The organism is Microbacterium oleivorans (genome assembly GCF_001644225.1).
GTDB lineage: Bacteria > Actinomycetota > Actinomycetes > Actinomycetales > Microbacteriaceae > Microbacterium > Microbacterium gawkjiense.
This window is the reverse complement of record NZ_LSTV01000005.1, coordinates 534,899-557,569: the sequence shown is the minus strand read 5'-3', so window position 1 is coordinate 557,569 and position 22,671 is coordinate 534,899. Positions and strand designations below refer to the sequence as shown.

Here is a 22,671-nt window from a genome sequence, read left to right as displayed (position 1 = left end):
GCATGCACCTGCCTCCGCTGGCCGACCTGCGCGCGAGCGCGCGGGTGATCGCCCTCCCGCTCCACACCCGCTTCCGCGGCATCGACGTCCGCGAGGCGCTGCTGCTCGAGGGACCGGAGGGGTGGGCCGAGTTCTCGCCCTTCGTCGAGTACGACGACCGCGAGTCGGCGGCGTGGCTCGCGGCCGCGATCGAGTACGGCTGGGAGCGCACGACCGCGGCGGTGCGCGACACGGTCCCGGTGAACGCGACGGTGCCGGCGGTGGCCGCGGCATCCGTCCCCGAGGTGCTCGCCCGGTTCGACGGATGCCGCACCGCGAAGGTCAAGGTCGCCGAGCCCGGGCAGACCCTCGCCGACGACGTGGCGCGCGTGCGGGAGGTGCGCGCCGCGATGGGACCCGAGGGCCGCATCCGCATCGACGCCAACGGCGCGTGGAACGTCGACGAGGCCGAGCACGCCGTGCACGCCCTCGCCGGGTTCGACCTCGAGTACGTCGAGCAGCCGTGCGCGACGGTGCCCGAGCTCGCCGAGCTGCGCACCCGCATCCGCTGGATGGACATCCCGATCGCCGCCGACGAGAGCGTACGCAAGGCGGACGACCCGGTCGCCGTCGCCCGCGCGGGCGCGGCGGACCTGCTCGTGATCAAGGTGCAGCCCCTCGGCGGCGTGCGACGTGCGCTCGAGATCGTCGCCGACGCGGGGCTGCCCGCCGTCGTCTCGAGCGCCCTCGACACCTCGGTGGGCCTGGCGATGGGCACCGCCCTCGCCGCGGCCCTCCCCGACCTCGCGTTCGACTGCGGGCTCGGCACCGCGTCGCTGCTCGCCGCCGACGTCGCGGCGGAGCCGCTGCGGCCGCGGTCCGGTGCGCTGCCGGTGGGTCGCGTCACCCCCGACGCCGCGCTGCTCGACGCCCACGCCGCAGCGCCCGAGCGCCGGGATTGGTGGCTCGCGCGCCTCGAACGCTGCCACGCGATCCTCGCGGCGGAGGGGTCAGGGCTCGCCGACCAGTAGCGGCACGAGCTGCTCGAGGCGCGACTGCATCGCCCGGTTGGCCTGCCGTTCCGACAGCCGCTCGAGGGCCGCCTGCACGCTGCACTGCTCCGACACGTCCAGCAGCAGCGACGCCGCGTCGGCGACCGGCATCCGCAGCGGCAAGCCGTGGCGCTCGCTCACGTCCCGGACGATCGTCTCGATCCGGCCCAGCATCTGCGCCCGCCACGCGAGGAACGCCTCGGCCAGGCGCGGGTCGCGGAGCGCCTGCGTCCGCACCTCGCTGAGCAGCTGCGGCTCCATCCGCTCCGCGAGCGACATGTCGGCGATCTGGCGGACGAGGTCGAGCGGGCTGTCGGTGCCGGAGAGCCGCCGGACGCGCACCGACACCTCGTCGAGTTTGTCCTCGGAGAGCCGCGTGATGAGGGCGAGGAACAGCTCGTCCTTCGACTCGAAGTTCGAGTAGAACGCGCCGCGGGTGAACCCGGCGCGCTCGCAGATGGCCTCGACGGATGCCGCATCCAGCCCGACCTCGGCGAACACTTCGTGGGCCGCCTCGAGCAGGCGCGCTCGCGTGTTCTCGCGGCTTCGCGTCATCTCACACCCACCCTTCAGGCTCGGCACCGGCGTGCGGGTCTACGATACACATGTGTATCGGATACAGCGCTGTATCGAACCCCTCCGACTCTGACCAGGAGCGCCCGTGTCCACCATCCTCTTCACCCTCGGCCGATGGGCCTACCGCCACTCGTGGCGCGTGCTCATCGCGTGGATCGTCCTGCTCGGGATCGTCGGCGGCGGTGTCGCCCTCTTCGCCAAGAGCACCGACAACTCCTTCACGATCCCGGGCACCGAAGCGCAGCAGGGTCTCGAGCTGCTGAACCGCACGTTCCCGCAGGCGAGCGGCGCGAGCGCGCAGCTCATCGTCGTCGCGCCCGAGGGCGAGACCGTCGAGGACCAGCCGCTCCGGGGAGAGATCGACGACCTGGTGACGACGCTCGGCGACATCGACGGTGTCACCTCGGCGACCTCGCCGTTCGACGAGATGGTCGACGGCCTCGTCTCCGACGACGCCCGCGCGGCGCTCGTCCAGATGCAGTTCGACGGTCAGTCCACCGAGGTGTCCGACGCGACGATCGCCGCGGTCGAGAAGGCCGCGACCGACTTCCACGACCAGCTGCCCGCCGGGGCGCAGTCCGCGCTCGGCGGAGACCTGTTCGCGGCGTCGATCCCCGCCCTATCGATCGTCGAGGTGATCGGTGTGCTCGTCGCGCTGTTCGTCCTCATCGTGACGTTCCGCTCGTTCGCCGTCGCCTGGTTCCCGCTCGTCAGCGCACTCATCGGCGTCGCCCTTGCGATCGCCCTCATCTTCCTCTCGACCGCCGTCACGACGATCTCGTCGACCACCCCCATGCTCGCCGTGATGCTCGGGCTCGCGGTGGGCATCGACTACGCCCTGTTCATCGTGTCGCGCCACCAGGATCAGGTGCGCGCGGGCATGGACCCCGAGGAGTCCGCCGCCCGCGCCGTGGGCACCGCGGGCTCGGCGGTCGTGTTCGCCGGCGTGACGGTCATGATCGCCCTCGTGGGCCTCAGCATCGCCGGCATCCCGTTCCTGTCGACCATGGGCATCGCCGCCGCCGTCGCCGTGGCGGTGGCCGTCGCGGTCGCCGTCAGCCTGACACCGGCCCTCCTCGGGTTCGCGAAGGGCCGCGTGGTCGGCTGGGGCGGACGGATGCTGCAGCGCGGCGTCCCGACGCGACGCCGCAAGAAGGAGGCCGACGAGACCGAGGCCGAGGCCGACACGACGGATGCCGCGCCCGCGGCCCCGGCCGTCATGCCGCCCAACCGCTGGGTGATGCTCGTGACGCGGCATCCGATCATCGCGACCGTCGCCGTCATCGTCGGACTCGGCGTGATGGCGATCCCCTCGGCGAGCCTGCACCTCGCCCTGCCCAACGCGGGCGTCCAGCCGCCGTCGAGCCAGGCGCGACAGGCCTACGACCTCAACGCCGAGTACTTCGGCGCCGGGTCGAACGGCCCCCTCGTCATGACCGGCACGATCGTCACCTCGACCGATCCGCTCGGCCTCATGGAAGACCTGAAGAAGGAGGTCGAGGCGATCCCCGGCGTCGAGCGGGTCGCGCTCGCAACGCCGAACGAGACCGCCGACACGGGCCTCATCCAGATCGTTCCGACGACGGCTCCCGACGACCCCGCGACCGCCGACCTCGTGCGCGAACTGCGGTCTCACCACGACGAGTGGGAGAAGGAGTACGGCGTCGACCTCAAGGTGACCGGCTTCACCGCCGTCGGCATCGACGTCTCCGACCGGCTCGGCGCGGCGCTGCTGCCCTTCGGGATCTTCGTCGTCGGCCTCTCCTTCATCCTCCTGATGATCGTCTTCCGGTCGATCTGGGTGCCGCTCAAGGCGACCCTCGGCTACCTGCTGTCGATCCTCGCCGCCTTCGGTGCGGTCGCCGCCGTGTTCGAGTGGGGCTGGCTCGCCGACCTCCTCCACGTCACGCGGACGGGCCCCGTCATCAGCTTCATGCCGATCATCCTCATGGGCGTGCTGTTCGGCCTGGCGATGGACTACGAGGTCTTCCTCGTCTCGCGCATGCGGGAGGACTTCGTCCACGCCGTGCGCGCCCGCGGGGGCCGCGCCGACCGCGCGACCGCCGTCGCCGCCGTCCGCTCCGGCTTCACCGCCTCGGCGCGCGTCGTCGTGGCCGCGGCCGTCATCATGTTCGCCGTCTTCGCGGCGTTCGTCCCCGAAGGCGACAGCTCGATCAAACCGATCGCCCTCGGGCTCGCCGTCGGCATCGCCGTCGACGCCTTCCTCGTGCGCATGACCCTCACCCCCGCCGTCATGGCCCTGCTGGGCGAGAAGGCGTGGTGGATGCCGCGCTGGCTCGAACGCCTGCTGCCCAAGGTCGACATCGAGGGCGAGGCGGTCGAGCACGAGCGCAGCCACGCCGACTGGCCCGAGCCGGACTACCGCGGCGCGCTGGCGGCCGACGACCTCGAGGTCCGCGCCGAGACCGCCGACACCGACCTCGTGCTGTTCTCGGGCGCGAGCGTCCGGCTCGACGACGGCGGCACGCTCCTCGTGACCGCCGACGACCCGCACGTCTCGCGGGCGTTCCTGCTGACCGTCGCCGGGCGCATCGAGCCGGCGGCCGGACTGCTCCGGGTCTCCGGGCACCTGCTGCCCGGGCGCGCGCCGTGGGTCCGCGCCCACGTCTCCGTCGCCGACCTCGCCGGCGCCGACGCCCCCCTCGGCGAGCTGCGCAGCGCCCTCGCCGGGCGCACGCGCTTCGTCGTGATCGCCGGGCTCGACACCCTGACCGGGGCATCGCGCGATCAGGCCGCCGCGCTCCTCCGCGACGCCGCCAACGCGATCGCCGCGAAGGCCGGTGCGCTGACGATCGTCGCCTCGGCGCGCGACCTCGACGCGGCGCGGACCCTCCTCGCCGACGCCTACCGGCCGAAGCCCGAGCTCCTGCGCCTCACCGCCCCCACCCTCCGCACGACCGACGCCGACACCCAGGTGATCCCCTCATGACTCTCCCCTTCGAACGCGCACAGACCCGACGGCCCGTTTCGTGGCTCACGCTGCTCGGCGTGCTCCTGCTGCCGGCCGTGATCGGCGGCATCCTCGTCGCGGCGCTCTACAACCCGACCGAGCGGCTCGACGCGATGAACACCGCCATCGTCAACAACGACGAACCGGTGGAGGTGAACGGGCAGACGACCCCGCTCGGGCGCCTCCTGACGGCCGGGCTCGTCGAGGGCTCCGACGACCTCGACAGCAACCTGACGTGGACGATCTCCAACGAGGACGACGCGACGGAGGGCCTCGAGGACGGCACGTACGACGCGATCGTCACCATCCCGAAGAACTTCTCGGCCGCCGCCACCTCGACCGCTCCCGGCGGCACGCCCGAGCGCGCGACGATCGAGCTGACGCCCTCCCCCGACGCGCGCATCGTCGACGACGCCATCACCAACCAGGTGACGAGCACCGCGGCATCCGTCCTCGGCGAACAGCTGACCACGACCTACCTCGAGAACGTGTTCCTCGGCTTCACCACTCTGAACGAGCAGCTCGGCAAGGCCGCCGACGGTGCGACCCAGCTCGCCGACGGCGCGACGAGCGCCGCCGACGGTGCCGCGCAGCTCGCCGACGGCGCGACGACCGCGGCCGACGGCGGCTACTCGCTCGCCGACGGCGTGCGACAGCTGTCGTCCGGTGCGTCCGGCATCTCGTCGGGCGCGGGGGCGCTCTCCACCGGCGCGAGCCGTCTCGCCGACGGCGTCGGCGAATGGGCCGACGGCGCACGGCCGATCGCCGAGGGCACACAGGACCTCGCGAACGGACTGGCCGAGGCGGCCGAGCAGACGGCGGCGATCCCGGCGGTGCCGAGCGACATCGTCGACGGACTCAAGGCGCTCACGGCTGACGGCGAACAGAATCGCGAGGCTGTGACGGCAGCCGTCAGCGCGATCTCGGCGGCCGCAGCAGCCTGCGACCCGGAGATCTCGGGTGCCGACCTCTGCGACTCGTTGTCTCGCGCGTCGACCCAAGCGCAAGCGGCCCTGCCTGGGCTCCAGGCCACCGTCGGTGACGCGGCGCAGCTGTCGAAGGACATCGACGCGCTCGCGAACTTCGGTCCGACGCTCACGGAGGGTCTGCAGACCTCTGCGGCGGCCGCTCAGCGACTCGCCGACGGCATGGGGCAGCTCGCGGACGGTGCCGACGAGCTGTCCGGCGGCGCGGGCGAACTCGCCTCGGGTGCCGAGCAGCTGTCGTCGGGTGCCGAGGCCCTCGCGGACGGCGCGGGCACGGCCGCGACCGGTGCCGACCAGCTCGCCGACGGCGTGGGCGCGCTGGCGACCGGGGCCGGCGAGCTGTCGACCGGTGTCGGCAAGCTCGCCGACGGTACTGGCGACCTCGCCGGCGGGCTCGACCAGGCAGTCGACGGCGTACCCTTCTACACCGACGCGCAGGCGAAGGACCTCGCCGCGGTCGTGGCCGAGCCCGTCGTCGCCGACGGCACCGGCACGTCGCTGTTCGGGGCCTCGGCCGTCCCGCTCCTCGCGACGCTCGCCCTCTGGTTCGGCGGTCTCGCATCCTTCGTCGTGCTGCAGGCGATCCCGCGCACGGCGCTCTCGTCGCGGCGGTCGTCCGCGGCCCTGGCGCTCCGCGCGCTCGCCCCGGGCGCCGCGGTCGGCGCGCTGCAGGGCGTGCTCGTCGCGGGTGTCGTCCAGCTCGCCGCCGGGTACGACCTCGGCGCGTGGGCGCTGTTCGCGGCGATGTGCGTGCTCGCCGGTGTCGCGTTCGCCGCGGTGAACCACGCGCTCGTCGCCCTCCTCGGCGGCATCGGACGCTGGATCTCGGTGCTCGTGGGCGTCCTGGCGGTCGCGACGGGCATCGTCTCCACCGTTCCGGGCACGCTCCTCGACGTGGCCGGGCTCCTGCCGACGGCCCCCGCCTACACGGCGATGCTGGCCGCATTGACGGATGCCGGGGGCGGCGCCCCCGCCGCGATCGCCCTCGTCGTCTGGACGGTGCTCGCGATCGCCGCGAGCGTGCTGGCCGTCACGCGGCACCGCTCCACGTCCGCCCGCGCGGTGCTCGCCCAGCCCGCCTGAGCGGCGGCGCTGCGCGCCTGCCGCTGCCACTGCCACTGCGACTGCGACTGCGACTGCGACTGCGACTGCGACTGGGAGCCTCCTCGCTCACATCCGCCGAATCACCAATCGGCTGCCGAATCGCCACCGGATTGCGGGCAGGCCGGTGGTGATTCGGCGCTGGAGTGGTGATTCGGCGCACAGGCCGGCTCGAGCGCGCGGGGCGCGGGCGCGACGCGCGGGTCAGCGGGCGAGGCGGATGCCGGTGGTCATCGTCAGCTCGACGCCACCGGGGACCTCTACCGAGGCCAGGGCGGCCGTGATGGCCTCGACCTCGGCGAGCGAGGTCAGGTGCGTGCCGCCGCACGGCAGCTCGACGGCGCCCTCGGGCAGCTCGCAGCGCCACGTGCGCCGCCCGGCGAGGGTGCGATCCTCGCGATGGATGCCGATGGCTCCGGGTGTCCCGGCCCAGCCGGCGAGCGTCGCGTTCGCGCGCTCCTCGACGGCGCGCAGGTCGTCGAGCGCAGCGGGGTCGAAGCCCTTCCGGCGCAGCGACTTGCCGATGCGGTAGACGTCGGTCGAGCCGTACGCGGTGATGCGGGAGGTCTGGATCGCGAGCATGTCGAACGCGGGGTGACCCGCGGCATCCGTCGGCGCGTCCTTCTTCCAGGCGTCCGCGAGGGCCGCGTCGAGCGCGAGCGAGGCGAGGTGGCACGCCGTGTGCCCGGCCGACAGGGCGGCGCGCACGTCGGCGTCGACCTCGGCCTGCACGTCGGTGCCGGGCGCGGGGGCGGGACCGTCGACGACGTGGACGACGACGAACGTCCAGCCCTCCGTCCCCATGCGCACAGGCAGATCCGCACCCACGACGAGATCGCCGTCGTGCACTCCCCCGGTCACCGTGTCGACGACGCGGAGCTCCCCGTCCGGGGTGCGCAGGATCCCGGTGTCGGCGGGCTGGTCGGGCCACGCCGTGTCGACGGGGTGGAACGGCGTGCTCTCGAGGACGACGCCGGCGCGGCCGCCTGCGAGGGTCGCGACGTGGGTGACGACCGAGGAACCGGTCAGGGCGCCGTCGGGGTAGGTGACGACGGTGGCGGCGAGCGGGGTCACGGGATCAGCTGGGCAGGCCGCTGTAGGAGTGCAGGCCCTGGAAGAACTGGTTCACGATCGTGAAGTTGAACAGCACCGCCGTGAAGCCCACGATCGACAGCCACGCCGACCGGGTGCCGCGCCAGCCGCGCGTCGCGCGGGCGTGGATGTACCCGGCGTAGACGACCCAGATCACGAAGGTCCAGACCTCCTTGGTGTCGAAGCCCCAGTAGCGGCCCCACGCGTCGTTGGCCCAGATCGCACCGGCGATGAGGGTGAAGGTCCAGAGCACGAACCCGATGATCGCGAAGCGGTAGGCGAGCGACTCGAGCACGTCGGCGCTCGGCAGGGTGCGCAGGAACGGCAGGCGGGTGCGGGGCGCGGCATCCGACCCCACCGCGGCCAGCGCGAGCCGCTCGCGGCGCGACTGCAGCAACTGCACGACCGAGAGCGCGAAGGCGATCGCGAGGAACGCCGACGCCAGCGACGCGACGAAGACGTGGATGACGAGCCAGACGCTCTTGAGCGGGTCGGACAGCGGCACGACCTCGACGTAGTACGCGAGGGCGGCGCCGCCGAGGAGGACGACGATGAGGCCGTTGATGAACGCGCCGAGGAAGCGCAGGTCGTACTTGACGAGCACGGTGAGGAAGACGGCGACGACGAGGAGCGTGCCGGTGAGGGCGAACTCGTAGTTGTTCGACCACGGCACCCGGCCCGCCGCGATGCCGCGCGTCACGTCGGCGCCGAGGTGGAACAGCCACGCGATCGTGGTGAGCACGACACCCAGTCGCGCGAACAGGTAGCGTCCGCGCTGCGACGGCGCGGCCTCGAGCGCGATCTTCGCGGCGGCCTCCTCCGCGCGGATCTCGTCGATCGTCTGCCCACCGCCGGCGGCGACGAGCGTGCGCGCCTGCGTCTTGGCCTTGGCGTCCTGGGCGGCGATCGCGAGCTCGGACCGGCGCGCGAGGTCGACGGTGAAGGCGAGGAAGCCGAGCGTGTAGATCGCGATCGCGGTCCACAACAGCAGGACGGAGATGTCATCGAACGACATGGGGTCCTCCGGAGGAGATGGGTGGTTTCAGTCTACGTTCGCCGGGCTGACCGGGGCGGATGCCGGTTGCTCGCCCAGCGCGGTGCCGTGGCGGCGGGCGAGGTCGGCGACCGCGACGGCGATCGCCGGGTCCTCGCCGCGGGCCAGGCCCGCGTACTCGATGCGCACCTCGTCGTCGCCGACGGGGGTCGCCTTCACCCACATCCGGCGGCGCGGCACGAACAGCGCCGTGAACAGCCCGAGCATGGCGAGGATCGCGAACACGAGCACCCATGTGGCGCTCGAGTCGTTGTGGATCGACAGCGAGACGTACCGCTTGACCGACTCGGATGCGCCGGCGCTGCGCTCGTCCTCGAAGGTCACCGTGCCGCGGCCGCCGGGCAGGTCGACCGTCTGCCCGGGCGAGAGCTCGAGCGAGGGGGCGTCGGCGTTGCGGCCGGCGATCTCGGTCATGCCGTCGGTGTCGAGCGCGTACACCGAGCGCGGCGTGCCGTCGTCGATGCCGAGGTCGCCCTCGTACACGAAGAAGGTCAGCCGCGGGTCGAGGAGGTCGCCGTACGCCGAGGTCAGCGCACCGGTGTCGAGCTCGGCGACCGTCGGGTAGAAGAAGCCGACCATGCCGAGCTGCTCGCCGCCCGTGTCGGGGATCTTCACGACGCCCTGCGAGGTCATCGTCGCGCTCTGCGGCAGGAACGGGACGGACTCGCTGAACACGACGTCGCCGGCACCGTTGCGCACCGTGATCGTCGGCGCATAGCCGTTGCCCATGAGGTAGACCCGGTCGCCGGCCATCGTGATCGGGTGGTTCACTTCGATCACCTGGTCCTCGGGCTCCTGACCCGGGAACCGCGTCGTGACGTGGGCGGCGAAGTCGCCCGCCTGCCCCGAGCCGGGCGCGTAGGTCACGTCGAACCGGTCGAGGGTGATCGAGTACGGCGTCAGCGCCTCGGTGTCGACGAACCGGCCGGGGTTGAACGACGTGTAGCCGAGGCCGAGCGAGTTGACGAAGCCGTCGCCCTCGGTGATCACGGTCTGTCCCGTGTAGGTGAAGCCGCCGCCGATGCCGACGGACAGGAGCACGCCGACGAGGGCGCCGTGGAAGATCAGGTTGCCCGTCTCGCGCAGGTAGCCGCGCTCGGCCGAGACCGACGCGACGCCGTTCCGGTCGTAGCGCTCGACGCGGTAGCGGGCCGAGCGCAGCTGCGCCTCGGCGAGGTCGACGGCGTGCGCGGCGTGCCCCGCGGCATCCTCTCCCTCGGGCACCGCAACCGTCGTCTCGCTGTGGTCGGCGAGGCGCGAGAGCCGCACGGGGGTCCGCGGCGGGCGGGCCCGCAGCGCCTTCCAGTGGTGCTTCGTGCGCGGGAGGACGCATCCGATCAGCGAGATGAACAGCAGGATGTAGATCGCCGAGAACCACACCGAGGTGTACACGTCGAACAGCTGCAGCGCGTCGAACGTCGGATACAGGTCGGGGTTCGTGGCGCGCCACTGCGTGACGCCGTTCGGGTCGGCGCTGCGCTGGGGCACGAGCGATCCGGGGATCGCGGCGATCGCGAGCAGCAGCAGGAGGACGAGCGCCGTCCGCATGCTGGTCAGCTGACGCCAGCCCCACCGGAGCCACCCGACGAACCCCAGCGCGGGCTGGGTGATGCCGTCGGACTCCTCGCGCCCGCGCACGGCGGGGTCGAGGCGGTCCTCGGTGCGGTCGAGGTGGTCGCCCGGTCGGAGCGGGCCGTCGACGACGTCGGCGCGCGGGTCAGAGGAACGTCGGGACACCGGCCACCACCCCCTGGAACGAGGCCATCAGGGTCGTCCAGATCCCCGTCACCATGAGGAGACCGAGGAGGACGAGCATCGCACCGCCGATGATGTTGACGACGCGGATGTGGCGGCGGATGAACGCGACCGACCGCGTGGCCCACGAGGCACCGAGGGCGAGCAGGACGAAGGGGATGCCGAGGCCGAGCGAGTACGCGACGGCGAGCAGGCCCGCGCGCGTCGGATCGGCCTGGCTGTAGGCCATGCTCAGGATCGTGGCGAGAGTCGGCCCGATGCACGGCGCCCAGCCGACGCCCATCGCGACGCCGAGCAGCGGCGCCCCGACGAGTCCGAGGTTCTGCGTGAGCTGCGGACGGTAGGTGCGCTGGGCGAGCCCGAACACCCCCACGAAGATCAGGCCCATGACGATCACGACGGCGCCGAGCACCCGCGTGATGACCTCTTCGTACTGCAGGAACAGGCGACCGAGGCTCCCCGCGAACACCCCCATCGACAGGAACACGACCGTGAACCCGGCGATGAACAGCAGCACCCCGACCAGCAGTCGGCCGCGTCCGACAGCGGGGCGGGCGGGTGCCGCGGTCGCCGTGGCGACGCCGGCACCGGATGCCGCATCCCGGGCCACCGGCATCCGTCGTCCCTCCTTCGGGGTCATCGCGCCGCCGAGGAAGCCGAGATAGCCGGGGACGAGCGGGAGGACGCAGGGCGAGAGGAACGAGACGAGACCGGCGAGCGCGGCGATCGGGATCGCGATCCAGAGCGCCCCGTCCGCGACGACCGCGCCGGGGTTCACGGCGTCTCCGCCAGGGTGTCCTCGACGAGGTCGCGGAGGGTCGTGGCATCCGGCAGCTGGCCGAACAGGCGCGCGGCCACGCGCCCCTCGCGGTCCACGACGAGGGTCGTCGGCGCCGCCTGGAGCGAGGTCCAGTCGGCGAACGCGAGCTTCAAATCGACGTCGCCGCGGGCGAGGATCGAGGGGTAGGTGATGCCGTAGGTCTCGTCGAACGAGGTGGCCTGCTCGGGGCCGTCGTAGATGTTGACGCCGAGGAACTGGGCGCCGCCTGCCTTCGTGTCCTGGAACGTCTCCTCGAGGACGGGCGCCTCGGCGCGGCAGGGGCCGCAGGCGGCATACCAGAAGTTCAGCACGACGACATCGCCCGCGAAGTCGTCGCTCGAGATCGTCGACCCGTCGACGGACGTCCCCGAGAACGAGAGGGCCTCGCCGCGCTTGTCGGCGGGGATCGTCTCGACCCGCCCGTCGCTGGAGATGAAGCCCTGCGTGTTGCCTTCGCGGTAAAGGTTCGCGAGGTCGTCGTTCTGCCCCGAGCAGGCGGCCAGGCCCGCGGTGAGCGCGATCGCCGCGACGGCGGCGAGGATGCGGCGCCTCATACGGCCCCCACGTCCACGGCGCCCGCGGTCGGGGCGGGCTCGACGTAGTCGACCTCGCGCCACACGTCGCCCGCGAGCTCGAAGCTCGTGATGCTCGACAGGTCGCACCGGCGTCGGCGCGGGTCGTGCCGCAGCGGCAGGCCCGCGACCGAGAGGTGCGTGATCCAGATCGGCAGCTGGTGCGAGACGATGACGGCGTCGCCCGACGGGGTCCGGTTCCACGCGTCGCGCATCGCGGCCTGCATGCGCTCGACCACGTCGAGGTAGGCCTCGCCCCAGCTGGGGAGGGCGGGGGTGCGCAGGTGCCACCAGTTGAGCGGGTTGCGCAGGGCACGCTGCATCCGCTTGCCCTCGAAGACGTTCGTGGGCTCGAGGACGCGGGCGTCGATGACGGGCGTGAGGCCGAACAGCTCCGCGATCGGCGCCGCGGACTCGCGTGCCCGTTCGAGGGGCGAGGACACGAGCGACTTGACCGGTCGCCCCTGCGCCTTGAGGTGCTCGGCGGCGGCGCGTGCCATGTCGCGGCCGTCGTCGCTCAGATGGAACCCCGGGAGGCGTCCGTACAGCACGCGCTCGGGGTTATGGACCTCCCCGTGGCGCACGAGATGGAGGCGGGCGGCGGGCACCCCTCCAGTCTACGTGCGGCCCTCCTATGCGGGGCCTGAGCGCCGGTCGCGCACGGCGGCGCGGATGCGGACGAACAGGAACCACGCCACCAGCAGGACGACGATGACGATGACGATGTTCTGGAACACCCCCGCGTACTGCTCGACGATGTGCCAGTTCTCGCCGAGGAAGAAGCCCGCCAGCACGAAGATCGAGTTCCAGATGAGGCTGCCCGCCGCGGTGAGGAGGCCGAACTTCCACCAGGGCATCTTCGAGACGCCCGCCGGGATCGAGATGAGGCTGCGGAAGAGGGGCACCATCCGGCCGAAGAAGACGGCCGCGGACCCGTGTCGGTCGAACCAGGCGACCGTCTTCGTGACGTCCTCGCCCTTCATGAGCGGCATCTTCTCGGCGACGCGCGTGAGGCGCTCGGCGCCGAGCACACGGCCGAGCCCGTACAAGAGGTAGGCGCCGGCGACCGACCCGAAGGTGGTCCACCCGATCGCCTCGGCCAGGGTGAACGAGCCGCGCGACGCGGCGAGACCGGCGACCGGCAGCACCGCTTCGCTCGGGATCGGCGGGAAGAGGCTCTCGAGACCGACCGCGATCGCCGCGCCGATCGGACCGATCGTCTCCATCAGCGTCACAAGCCAGTCGGCCAGGGCCGAGAGCCAGGAGCCGCCGCCGGAGCCGGAGCCGGACGCGGCGTGGAACATGTCGGTCATCGGGTGCTCTCTCGCGCTCGGTGATCGGATGCCCGGCCGGGCCCCCTGTGGTGCTCCAGCCTAAGCGGGCGGGCATGGGCGCCGGCTGGGTGCCGCGTAGACTCGTCCCTCGTGAGTGAACGCACCCTCGTCCAGCAGCTGCAGTCCCGTGAAGACGGTCCCGTCTCGGTCTCCGGATGGGTCGAGACCGTCCGTGATCAGAAGAAGGTGCAGTTCGTCATCCTCCGCGACGAGACCGGCGCGGTGCAGCTCGTGAACCCCGCGACCCGTCCGGCCGAGGACGGCACGGAACAGGATGCCGCGGCCCTGGCGCTCACCGACCTGATCTCGAACCTGTCGACCGGCACGTTCCTGACCGCGACGGGCGAGCTCAAGCACGACGAGCGGGTCAAGCTCGGCGGTGTCGAGATCAAGATCAGCGGACTCGAGATCGCGGCCGCCGCCCTCCCCGAGACGCCGATCGCGGCCGACTCGGGTCTCGACAAGCGCATGGACTGGCGCTTCATCGATCTGCGCCAGCGCCGCAACAACCTGGTGTTCCGCGTGCAGACGACCCTCGAGCACGCGATGCGCTCGTACTGGGTCGAGCGCGACTACATCGAGGTCCACTCCCCCAAGCTCATGGCGTCGCCCTCGGAGTCCAACGCCGAGCTGTTCGAGGTTCCCTACTTCGAGGAGAAGACGGCCTACCTCGCGCAGAGCCCGCAGTTCTTCAAGCAGATGGCCCAGGTCGCCGGGTTCGGCAAGATCTTCGAGATCGCCCCCGCGTTCCGCGCCGACCCCTCCTTCACCTCGCGCCACGCGACCGAGTTCACCTCGATCGACGCCGAGATCAGCTGGATCGACTCGCACGAGGACGTCGCGCGCATGCAGGAGGAGCTCCTGCAGACCGCGATCCGCGCCGTCGCCGACAAGCACGGCGACGAGATCAAGGCCCTCTTCGACATCGACGTGGTCGTGCCCGAGCTGCCCTTCCCCCGCATCCCGCTCGCCGAGGCGCGCGAGATCGTCGCGGCCCGCGGCTACGACATCCCCCGCACCGACGGCGACCTCGACCCCGAGGGCGAGCGCCAGATCGCCGCGCACGTGCAGGAGACCTACGGTCACCAGTTCGTGTTCATCACCGACTACCACCCCGAGATCCGCGCGTTCTACCACATGCGTGACGAGGAGACCGGGCTGACCAAGTCGTACGACCTGCTCTTCAACGGCGTCGAGATCACGACCGGCGCGCAGCGCGAGCACCGCGTCGACGTCCTCATCGAGCAGGCGAAGGAGAAGGGTCTCGACCCCGAGCACCTCGACTTCTACCTCGACTTCTTCCGCTTCGGCGCGCCGCCCCACGGCGGCTTCGGCATGGGCCTGGCCCGTGTCCTCATGCTGCTGCTCGGACAGGACTCGATCCGCGAGGTCACCTACCTCTTCCGCGGACCCACCCGTCTCGCGCCGTAAGGCGAGACCCGCACGTTCGGCAAGCGCTCGGCTTCGGCCGGGCGCTCGTCGTATCGTGGCTGATTCCCCGACGGAAGGATCAGCTGCATGTGGGATGGATGGATGGACTTCGCGATCGCGACCCTCGTGGGGATCGCGATCGGCATCGTCGTCGCCGTCGTCGCGACGATCGTCCTGGCGATCGTCGCGCGCCGTCGCCGGTGGGCGGGGGTCCTGAGCCGGCAGTCCCGGGCACCGTTCCGGATGCTGCTGCTCGTCGTCGCCCTCTGGGCCGCCGTGCGGGTGGCGTTCCCCGATGACACGTGGCGCGGCATCCTGAATCAGCTCCTGACGATCCTCATCATCGCGGCGAGCGCGTGGCTGCTGGCCTCGCTCGTCGTGGTCGCGACCGACGTCGCGCTCGGCCGCTACCGCATCGATGTGCCCGACAACCGGGTGGCCCGCCGCATCCGCACCCAGACCCTCGTCGTGCGGCGCCTCGCCATCGCGATCATCGTCATCATCGGCATCGGGGCGGTCCTCTTGACCTTCGACGCGGTCCGGGCGATCGGGGCGAGTGTGCTCGCATCGGCGGGGATCGCCTCGATCGTCGCGGGCCTCGCCGCGCAGTCCGTCCTCGCGAACGTTTTCGCGGGGCTGCAGATCGTCTTCAGCGACGCACTGCGGGTCGACGATGTCGTCGTCGCCGACGGCGAATGGGGGCGCGTGGGCGAGATCACCCTCAGCTACGTCGTGCTCGACCTGTGGGACGACCGCCGCCTCGTCCTGCCGTGCACCTATTTCACGACGACCCCGTTCGAGAACTGGACCCGGAGGGGCTCGGAGCTCCTCGGCGCCGTCGAGATGGACCTCGACTGGAACGTCTCCCCCGACCGGATGCGGGCGCACCTGCACGAGGTCGTGACGGCGACCGAGCTCTGGGACGGGCGCACGGCCGTGCTGCAGGTGACCGACGCGGTCGCCGGCTACGTGCGCGTCCGCATCCTCGTGACGGCGAAAGACGCTCCGACGCTCTTCGACCTGCGCTGCCTGGTCCGCGAGGCGATGGTCACCTGGGTGCAGCGCACCCTGCCCGACGCCGTGCCCGTGCAGCGGGTGCGGATGACGGATGCCGCCGGCGCGGCACCGGCCGACGACCCGGCGGCACGCCCCCACGACGGCCTTTTCACGGGCAGCGTCGAGGCCGAGCGCCGCGCATCGACATTCACGAACGCGATCCAGATCGTGCGCGAGTCCGACGCGGAGCGCTGAGGCCGTCAGACCTCGAAGTCGACGGCCATCCGGCCGCCGGCGACGCTGCGGATGTACGCCGCGACCTCCTGGTGGGCGGGGTGGGTCTGGTAGGCCTCGAGCGCGTCGAGGTCGTCGACGTCCATCACGAGCGAGACGTCGGCGTTGGCCTCGGGGACGGCGACGTTGGTCCCCACGCTGAGGGAGCGGATGACGGGCACGGCGGTCTCGAGACCCCGCAGCAGGCGCACCACCTCGGCGGCGTGCTCGGAACGGGTGTCCGCGTCGGCGGCCGCCATCTTCCAGATCACGACGTGGCGGATCATGCGGAGGCCTTCTCGACGAGCGCGGCGCGCAGCCGGTCGGCGGAGACGCGCCAGTGCGCGTGCAGGTCGCCGTCGATGAGGACCACGGGGATCTTCTCCCACCATGTCGCGTACAGGGCCGGGTCCTCGGTGATCGACAACTCCTCGACGTCGACCCGCCCCTCGGGGAGCTCGGCGACGACGGCGTCGACGATCTCGCGCGCGACGTCGCAGAGGTGGCAGTCGGGTTTGGAGATGAGGGTGAGTGCGGTCACGGCATCCATTCTCCCCGACGCATCTGCGTCACGGACGCAACACGAAGCGCCCCGACGCCCGGCGGACCGGACGGGGGCGCTTGTGTGCGATGCCGCTTACTTCTTGTTGCGGCGCTGGTGGCGAGTCTTGCGAAGCAGCTTGCGGTGCTTCTTCTTCGCCATGCGCTTGCGGCGCTTCTTGATGACTGAACCCACGGTAAACCTCACTAAGTCGGGGTCTGGACGCGCGGTGTCGGCGTCCGGGAACGGCAAGACGGAAAAATGCCTCGGATCAGTCTAGCCGACGTCGGCGATGGGACGTTGCAGAGCGGCTGTGACCGCCGTTTCGGGCACCCGGTAGCTGCGGCCGAAGCGCACGGCGGGGAGTTCCCCTGAGTGGACGAGACGATAGACGGTCATCTTCGAGACGCGCATGAGGTCGGCGACCTCCGCGACCGTGAGAAAGCGCACATCCGAGATGTCCGACATCGTGTCCCCTTTGTGGTTATCAGCCCCCGTGAATCCCTCCACATTAGGGGGTGGGTGAGACGCGTGTAAACCTGTGTGACTCGTGGGGCGGAAGGCGGGTCAGCGGCCCGGCAGTTTGTTGAACACGCTCGTCACGGCATGCTTCGCCGAGGCGGCCGCGCGACCCACGACCTCCGCGGCATGCGCTGCGCCGTCGGGCAGGGCGTGCGCCGCCGGTGCGTCGTCCTCGTCGACCGCGAAGAACGGGAACAGCCAGTCGTCCACCGCGTCCAGCGGCGCGGGCGACAGGCTGTAGTAGCGGTGCTGGCCCTCTTCGCGCACGGAGACGAGGGATGCCTCCCGCAGTACCTTCAGGTGCTTCGAGACCGTCGGCTGGCTGACCCCGAGGGCGGAGACGATCTGCGAGACGCTCGTCCCCTTCTCCCCCGACGCCCCTCGTTCACGGAGCAGCTGGAGGATGTCCCGACGGGTCCCGTCGGCGATCACGTCGAAGATGTCCGCCATGGCATTAGGTTAGCCCGCCCGCGCGCGGGAGTACCATGACAACGATCCGAACGAGGAAGGGGCGCGAATGACGGGCCTTGCCGTCGATGAGCGCGCCCCCCGGCGCGGACCGGCGTGGCATCGCCGCGCGTTCTCCGCGATGCGCGATCTCGCGACCGCGTCGCCCTCGCGCTTCGCCGTGCTCATCTTCTCGGCCCTCATCCTGCTGTTCACGGCGATCTTCTCGCTGCCGGTGATGGCCTCGGACGGGCAGGTGACGCCCCTGCCCGACGCCCTGTTCACGGCGGTCTCCACGATTTGCGTCACGGGCCTCGCGACGGTGGACATGGCCACGCACTGGTCGCCCCTCGGTCACGTGGTGGTGTTCATCGGTGTCAACGTCGGCGCCCTCGGCGTCCTGACCCTCGCCTCGATCCTCGGCCTCGTGATCTCCAAGCGCCTGGGGCTCCGCGCCAAGCTGCTCGCCGCCGGCGACAGCAACCCGATGCGCGCCCACGGCGGACCGGTCAACGAAGGCCAGGCCGTCCGGCTCGGCGAGGTGGGTCAGCTGCTGGCGACCGTCGCCCTGTCGACCCTCGTCATCGAGGCCGCCCTCGCCGTCCTGCTGTACCCCATGCTGCTCGCCAGCGGCATCGACCCCCTGACCGCGCTGTGGGAGGCCCCGTACTACGCGGCCATGGCGTTCACGAATACGGGCTTCGCGCCCAACTCCGAGGGCCTGGCGCCGTTCGCGCAGAACTACCTGCTGCTCAGCGTCCTCATGGCGGGCGTCTTCCTCGGCTCGATCGGCTTCCCCGTCATCTACGCCCTTTGGAAGCATCACTGGCACGTCCGCCGGTGGTCGATCCACGTCAAGCTGACGCTCATCACGACGGTCGTCCTGTTCTTCGCGGGCGCGATCGCGTTCGTGATCCTGGAGTACGGCAACCCCAAGACGTTCGGGACTATGGATGCCTGGGACACGACGTTCCAGGCCCTGTTCCTGTCCGCGATGACCCGTTCGGGCGGCTTCTCGATCATCGACATCGGCGAGCTGCACGAGTCCTCGATCGTCGTCGGGTCGATGCTCATGTTCGTCGGCGGCGGATCCGCCTCGACGGCGGGCGGCATCAAGGTCACGACCCTCGCCGTCCTCGCCCTCGCGGTGTGGTCCGAGGCGAAGGGCCGGCCGAGCGTCTCGGCGTTCGGGCGCCGCATCCCGAGCGACGTCCAGCGCGTCGCCCTCTCGGTCGTCGCGTGGGGCGCGACGATCGTGGCACTGTCGACCATCACGATCGCGCACCTGACGAAGGCGCCCCTCGACGAGGTCCTCTTCGACGTCGTGTCGGGCTTCGCCACCGTGGGGCTGTCGACCGGGCTGACGCAGGAGCTCCCCGACCCCGCCGTCTTCGTCATGGCCCTGACGATGTTCATGGGCCGCGTTGGTACAGTGACACTCGCCGCGGCGGTGGCCGCGACCAGCCGAACGCAGCACTACGCGCTGCCCGTGGAAAGGCCCATCGTTGGTTGAGCAGTTGCGCAGCGATTCGCCCGTCCTCGTCATCGGACTCGGTCGCTTCGGCGCCGCGTGCGCGGGCGAACTCGACCGCCTCGACCGCGACGTCCTCGCGATCGACGACAACCTCGACCTCGTGCAGAAATGGTCCGAGCGCGTCACGCACGCCGTCCAGGCCGATGCGCGCAACATCGAGGCGCTGAAGCAGATCGGTGCGCAGGACTTCCAGGTCGCCGTCGTGGCCGTGGGGTCCTCGATCGAGGCATCCGTCCTCATCACGGCCAACCTCGTGGACCTGAAGGTCCCGCAGATCTGGGCGAAGGCGGTCTCGCAGTCTCACGGCAAGATCCTCGCCCGCGTCGGCGCCAACCACGTCATCTACCCCGAGCGCGAAGCCGGCGAGCGCGTCGCGCACCTCGTCAGCGGGCGCATGCTCGACTTCATCCGCTTCGACGACGACTTCGTCCTCGCCAAGATGTACCCGCCGCGGTTCATCCGGGGCGTCGGCCTCAACGAGTCGGGCGTCCGCTCGAAGTACAACGTGACGGTCGTCGGCGTGAAGAGCCCCGGCAAGCCGTTCCGCTACGCCGAAGCGACGACCGTCGTGACCAACCACGACCTCATCATCGTGTCGGGGACGAACTCCGACATCGAACGCTTCGCCTCGCTCGACCGCTGAGCCCGCTCAGGCGACACCAGGACACATCGATGGCATCATCCGATGACGCCGAGCTGGCGACCCCGCCGCACGACGCGCGGCTCCATGAGGCGCTGCAGTCGATGCGATTCGCCGCCGGCGGGCCGTCGTACGCCGAGATCGCCGCACGGGTCACACGGCTGCGCGCGAGCCGCGTCGGCGGCGCCCGCAGCGTCACCGTCGCGCGTTCGACCGTCTACGACCTCTTCCGGCCCGACCGAACGAGAGTCGATCCGGCCCTCGTCGCCGACGTGATCCTCGCCCTCGGCGGATCGGAGCACGACGCCGCCCACTGGCGTCGCCACGCCGCGGTCGCGAACTCCCTCGGACACCGACCGGAGTCCGTCGCCGAGGCACCGGCCCCGCCCGCTGCCACCCCGGAGACCCCCGGGCCGCCGCCGCACGATCCCACACCCTCGCGCAGTCACACCGCGACGCGGCGCGACGCCGACGAGCCACGGACGCTCGATCCGCGCCCGCCGCGTACGAGGGCCTGGCGCGTCGGGGTGATGGCGATCATCATCGCCCTCTGCACCCTCGCGAACGTCGTCGGGGGCCAGCTCGTGCTCTGGTCGTCGCTCCCGCTGTTCCTCGACATGGTGGGCACGGCGGTCGCATCGATCGTCCTCGGCCCCTGGTACGGGGTGCTGGTCGCGATCGCCACCCAGCTGACCGGCGCGGCCTACCATTCGAGCCCGATCGGGCTGCCGTTCACCGCGGTCGGGATCGTCGGTGCGCTGCTGTGGGGGTACGGCACGCGCTCGTGGGGCCTCGGACGGACACCCGTGCGGTTCTTCGTCCTGACGGTGATGGTCGCGCTGGCCTGCACCCTGGTGGCGACACCGATCACCCTCGCCGTCTACGGCGGCTACTCCGCACATGTCGCGACCGTCACGTTCACGGACCAGCTGCTCCACCTCGGCGATGCCCTCTGGACCGCGGTGCTGTCCGCGAACCTGGTCTCCTCGCTCATCGACAAAATGATCTCCGGATTCATCGCGCTCACCGTGGGGTCGTCGCTCATCCACCGGATCGACTTGCGTCGCCGACGGCGCGGCGCCGACCCACTGCTGTTCGACCCGCCACGCCTGAACGTCCGCGCCTCCGCCTGAGGTCGCCCCGCCCGACCGCCGCGCGGCCTCAGGCCTCGCGCTGCGCGTTCGCCAGCAGCCGGGCGAGCAGGTCGGCGAGCGTCTGCTGCTCGGCCTCGCTGAGCCCGTCGAGCAGGCGGGCGTCGTGCGCAAGCGCGCGCGGCATCTCCCGCTCGACGACGGCACGACCGGCATCCGTCAACGAGAGCTCCACCGCCCGACCGTCGCGCGTCGACCGCTCCCGGTGCAGGAGCCCGGCGGATTCGAGCCGGCTCGTGAGCTTCGTGGTGGCCGCACCGCTGAGCATCGTCTCGGCGGTGACCTCGCTGGCCCGCAGGGGCCGGCCGGTGCGGGCCAGCGCGCAGAGGACGTCGAACTCCGAGCGCGAGACGCCGCTGTCGGCCAGCAGCCGCTCGATTTGCGCGGTCGCCACCACAGAGGCGCGGTTGAGCCTGCCCCACACGTCGATCGGCGACGTGTCGATCGCCGGCATCTGCTCCGCCCACGCGGCACGGATGCGGGCGATGAAGTCGGCGCGGTCGGTCACCACTCCACTGTAGCGAGGCGGACCTTTTAGTTCACGGGTGAAGTACCGGTGTATAATCGGACGAATGACCGCGCTCGACACCGGAACCCGCCCCACCGTCCCCGCCGCGACGCCACGCGGACCGCGGCTGCTCTCGCAGCCGCCCGCGGTCTGGGCCATCGCCTTCGCCGCGATGGTCGCGTTCATGGGGATCGGTCTCGTCGGTCCGATCCTTCCGACGGTCGCCGCCGCACTGCAGGCGACCCCCGTGCAGACCTCGCTGCTGTTCACGAGCTACCTGACGGTGACGGCCTCGGCGATGTTCTTCACGAGCTGGCTGTCCACCCGCATCGGCACCCGCGCGGTCATGATCCTCGGCCTCGCCGTCATCGCCCTCGCCGCAATCGGCTGCGCACTGTCCCCCAGCATCGGCGCCCTCATCGGCTTCCGCGCCGTTTGGGGCCTCGGGAACGCCCTGTTCCTCTCAACGGCGCTCGCCTCGATCGTGTCCGCCTCGGGCGGGCGCAGCGAGCACGCCGTGATCTTCTACGAGGCGGCGCTCGGGATCGGGCTGGCGGTCGGACCGCTGCTGGGCGGCCTGCTGGGCGAGATCGGGTGGTTCGCGCCCTTCTGGGGAACGGCGTCGCTGTTCGCCGTGGGGGTCGCCGCCCTCCTCACCCTCGTCCGCGATCCGGGTCACGCAGCGGAGCGCAGCCGGGTCAGCGCCCCCTTCCGCGCCTTCGCCGATCGCGGACTGCTCGCGATCAGCGTCGTGGCTTTCCTCTACAACGCCGGCTTCTTCGTGACGCTGTCGTACACGCCCTACGCCCTGGAACTGCCGGCGGTCGGCATCGGCCTCGTCATGATGGGCTTCGGCGTCGGTCTCGCGATCGCGGGCGTCCTCATCGCTCCGCGGCTGACCCGGCGCTTCTCGGTCGTGACCGTGCTGCTCTGGTTCCTCGTCGCGTTCGCCGTGACGCACGTGCTGGCGGCGCTGAGCGCCGGATCCCGGCCGCTGCTCGTGGTCTGCGTCGTGCTGCTCGGCATCGAGATCGGTGCCGTCAACACGATCCTCACCGAGGCCGCGATGGAGGCGACCGCGCTCCCCCGCGCCGTCGCCAGTTCCGCCTACTCCGGCTTCCGGTTCTTCGGCGGCGCGATCGGCGCCCCCGTCGGCACCGCGCTGGCCGTCTTCGGCGTCGGCGCACCGTACGCCGCCGCGGCCCTCTCGGCCGCCGCCGGCGCCGCGCTCCTGTTCGCGTTCCGGGGGCTCATCGGACGCGCCGACCACACCGCCCGGCTCACCGAACGGACGACCGCCGAGGACCTGACGCTCGGCGACGCCTGAGCGGATGGC

Annotated in this window: 23 protein-coding genes; 9 read left to right on the top strand and 14 right to left on the bottom strand. The window is 71.4% G+C overall.

Going from position 1 to position 22,671, the window contains the following annotated elements; translation table 11 throughout:
• The first annotated feature begins 2 nt into the window (after positions 1-2).
• Entirely contained in the window at positions 3-1,010 is a 1,008-nt protein-coding gene (locus tag AYL44_RS14205; RefSeq protein ID WP_064003917.1) for an o-succinylbenzoate synthase, read from the top strand.
• Here the strand turns inward: AYL44_RS14205 and AYL44_RS14200 are convergent.
• Complete coding sequence (locus AYL44_RS14200; RefSeq protein ID WP_064003916.1) at positions 990-1,586, bottom strand: TetR/AcrR family transcriptional regulator; 597 nt, start codon at positions 1,584-1,586, stop codon at positions 990-992. The two genes, AYL44_RS14205 and AYL44_RS14200, sit on opposite strands and share 21 nt — an antisense overlap.
• A 106-nt stretch (positions 1,587-1,692) precedes the next feature.
• Between AYL44_RS14200 and AYL44_RS14195 the strand changes: the two genes are divergently transcribed.
• Positions 1,693-4,557, top strand: a complete 2,865-nt coding sequence (locus AYL44_RS14195; protein WP_064003915.1) for an MMPL family transporter — start codon at positions 1,693-1,695, stop codon at positions 4,555-4,557.
• Positions 4,554-6,647 (top strand): YhgE/Pip domain-containing protein, encoded by a 2,094-nt coding sequence (locus AYL44_RS14190; RefSeq protein WP_064003914.1) that lies wholly within the window; start codon positions 4,554-4,556, stop codon positions 6,645-6,647. Before AYL44_RS14195 ends, AYL44_RS14190 begins: the two co-directional genes overlap by 4 nt.
• 222 nt (positions 6,648-6,869) lie before the next feature.
• Here AYL44_RS14190 and AYL44_RS14185 read toward each other — a convergent pair whose 3' ends face one another.
• The 7 genes from AYL44_RS14185 to AYL44_RS14155 are packed head-to-tail and all read right to left on the bottom strand — an operon-like array spanning position 6,870 to position 13,271.
• The gene (locus tag AYL44_RS14185) at positions 6,870-7,739 is read right to left on the bottom strand and encodes a hypothetical protein (protein WP_064003913.1); all 870 of its coding nucleotides are present in this window, start codon (positions 7,737-7,739) and stop codon (positions 6,870-6,872) included.
• Positions 7,740-7,743: 4 nt separating this feature from the next.
• Entirely contained in the window at positions 7,744-8,772 is a 1,029-nt protein-coding gene (gene ccsB, locus AYL44_RS14180) for a c-type cytochrome biogenesis protein CcsB (protein WP_064003912.1), read from the bottom strand.
• A 27-nt stretch (positions 8,773-8,799) separates the two neighbouring features.
• The gene (gene resB, locus AYL44_RS14175; RefSeq protein ID WP_064003911.1) at positions 8,800-10,548 is read right to left on the bottom strand and encodes a cytochrome c biogenesis protein ResB; all 1,749 of its coding nucleotides are present in this window, start codon (positions 10,546-10,548) and stop codon (positions 8,800-8,802) included.
• Positions 10,529-11,344, bottom strand: a complete 816-nt coding sequence (locus AYL44_RS14170) for a cytochrome c biogenesis CcdA family protein (protein ID WP_064003910.1) — start codon at positions 11,342-11,344, stop codon at positions 10,529-10,531. The genes resB and AYL44_RS14170 overlap by 20 nt, the downstream gene beginning before the upstream one ends.
• Positions 11,341-11,940 carry a TlpA family protein disulfide reductase gene (locus AYL44_RS14165; protein WP_064003909.1) on the bottom strand — a complete coding sequence of 200 codons (600 nt, stop codon included), beginning with the start codon at positions 11,938-11,940 and terminating at the stop codon, positions 11,341-11,343. Before AYL44_RS14165 ends, AYL44_RS14170 begins: the two co-directional genes overlap by 4 nt.
• A complete protein-coding gene (locus AYL44_RS14160; protein WP_064003908.1) occupies positions 11,937-12,566 on the bottom strand; it encodes a histidine phosphatase family protein in 630 nt (209 codons plus the stop codon). The genes AYL44_RS14165 and AYL44_RS14160 overlap by 4 nt, the downstream gene beginning before the upstream one ends.
• Positions 12,567-12,590: 24 nt before the next feature.
• A complete protein-coding gene (locus AYL44_RS14155) occupies positions 12,591-13,271 on the bottom strand; it encodes a DedA family protein (protein ID WP_064003907.1) in 681 nt (226 codons plus the stop codon).
• A gap of 111 nt (positions 13,272-13,382) precedes the next feature.
• On the opposite strand from AYL44_RS14155, the gene aspS reads away from it, so the two are divergent.
• Both aspS and AYL44_RS14145 read left to right on the top strand, forming a co-directional pair.
• A complete protein-coding gene (aspS, locus tag AYL44_RS14150) occupies positions 13,383-14,723 on the top strand; it encodes an aspartate--tRNA(Asn) ligase (protein WP_064003906.1) in 1,341 nt (446 codons plus the stop codon).
• Between the two features lie 87 nt (positions 14,724-14,810).
• A complete protein-coding gene (locus AYL44_RS14145; RefSeq protein WP_064003905.1) occupies positions 14,811-15,974 on the top strand; it encodes a mechanosensitive ion channel family protein in 1,164 nt (387 codons plus the stop codon).
• Positions 15,975-15,979: 5 nt separating this feature from the next.
• Here the strand turns inward: AYL44_RS14145 and AYL44_RS14140 are convergent, their stop codons facing one another.
• The 5 genes from AYL44_RS14140 to AYL44_RS14125 form a co-directional block, all read right to left on the bottom strand.
• A complete protein-coding gene (locus AYL44_RS14140; protein ID WP_064003904.1) occupies positions 15,980-16,279 on the bottom strand; it encodes a Dabb family protein in 300 nt (99 codons plus the stop codon).
• Positions 16,276-16,533 (bottom strand): glutaredoxin family protein, encoded by a 258-nt coding sequence (locus tag AYL44_RS14135; RefSeq protein ID WP_197471660.1) that lies wholly within the window; start codon positions 16,531-16,533, stop codon positions 16,276-16,278. The genes AYL44_RS14140 and AYL44_RS14135 overlap by 4 nt, the downstream gene beginning before the upstream one ends.
• Before the next feature lie 96 nt (positions 16,534-16,629).
• Positions 16,630-16,728: a 30S ribosomal protein bS22 gene (locus AYL44_RS14480; RefSeq protein WP_003792170.1), complete on the bottom strand. Its 99-nt coding sequence runs from the start codon at positions 16,726-16,728 to the stop codon at positions 16,630-16,632.
• Positions 16,729-16,809: 81 nt separating this feature from the next.
• Entirely contained in the window at positions 16,810-17,001 is a 192-nt protein-coding gene (locus tag AYL44_RS14130) for a helix-turn-helix domain-containing protein (RefSeq protein WP_018186843.1), read from the bottom strand.
• Positions 17,002-17,100: 99 nt separating this feature from the next.
• Complete coding sequence (locus AYL44_RS14125) at positions 17,101-17,505, bottom strand: ArsR/SmtB family transcription factor (protein WP_064003902.1); 405 nt, start codon at positions 17,503-17,505, stop codon at positions 17,101-17,103.
• 67 nt (positions 17,506-17,572) lie between these two features.
• Between AYL44_RS14125 and AYL44_RS14120 the strand changes: the two genes are divergently transcribed.
• Genes AYL44_RS14120 through AYL44_RS14110 form a run of 3 tightly spaced genes read left to right on the top strand, consistent with a single transcriptional unit; the run spans position 17,573 to position 20,809 of the window.
• On the top strand, positions 17,573-19,015 hold the full coding sequence (locus tag AYL44_RS14120; RefSeq protein WP_064003901.1) for a TrkH family potassium uptake protein: 1,443 nt from the start codon (positions 17,573-17,575) through the stop codon (positions 19,013-19,015).
• Positions 19,008-19,679: a potassium channel family protein gene (locus AYL44_RS14115; protein WP_064003900.1), complete on the top strand. Its 672-nt coding sequence runs from the start codon at positions 19,008-19,010 to the stop codon at positions 19,677-19,679. Before AYL44_RS14120 ends, AYL44_RS14115 begins: the two co-directional genes overlap by 8 nt.
• A 29-nt stretch (positions 19,680-19,708) precedes the next feature.
• Positions 19,709-20,809 (top strand): ECF transporter S component, encoded by a 1,101-nt coding sequence (locus tag AYL44_RS14110; protein WP_064003899.1) that lies wholly within the window; start codon positions 19,709-19,711, stop codon positions 20,807-20,809.
• Between the two features lie 28 nt (positions 20,810-20,837).
• On the opposite strand, the gene AYL44_RS14105 is transcribed toward AYL44_RS14110, so the two are convergent.
• Positions 20,838-21,335, bottom strand: a complete 498-nt coding sequence (locus tag AYL44_RS14105; RefSeq protein WP_064003898.1) for a MarR family winged helix-turn-helix transcriptional regulator — start codon at positions 21,333-21,335, stop codon at positions 20,838-20,840.
• Between the two features lie 64 nt (positions 21,336-21,399).
• Here AYL44_RS14105 and AYL44_RS14100 point away from each other — a divergent pair, with 64 nt between their 5' ends.
• Positions 21,400-22,662 carry an MFS transporter gene (locus tag AYL44_RS14100; protein ID WP_064003897.1) on the top strand — a complete coding sequence of 421 codons (1,263 nt, stop codon included), beginning with the start codon at positions 21,400-21,402 and terminating at the stop codon, positions 22,660-22,662.
• Positions 22,663-22,671 lie beyond the last annotated feature (9 nt).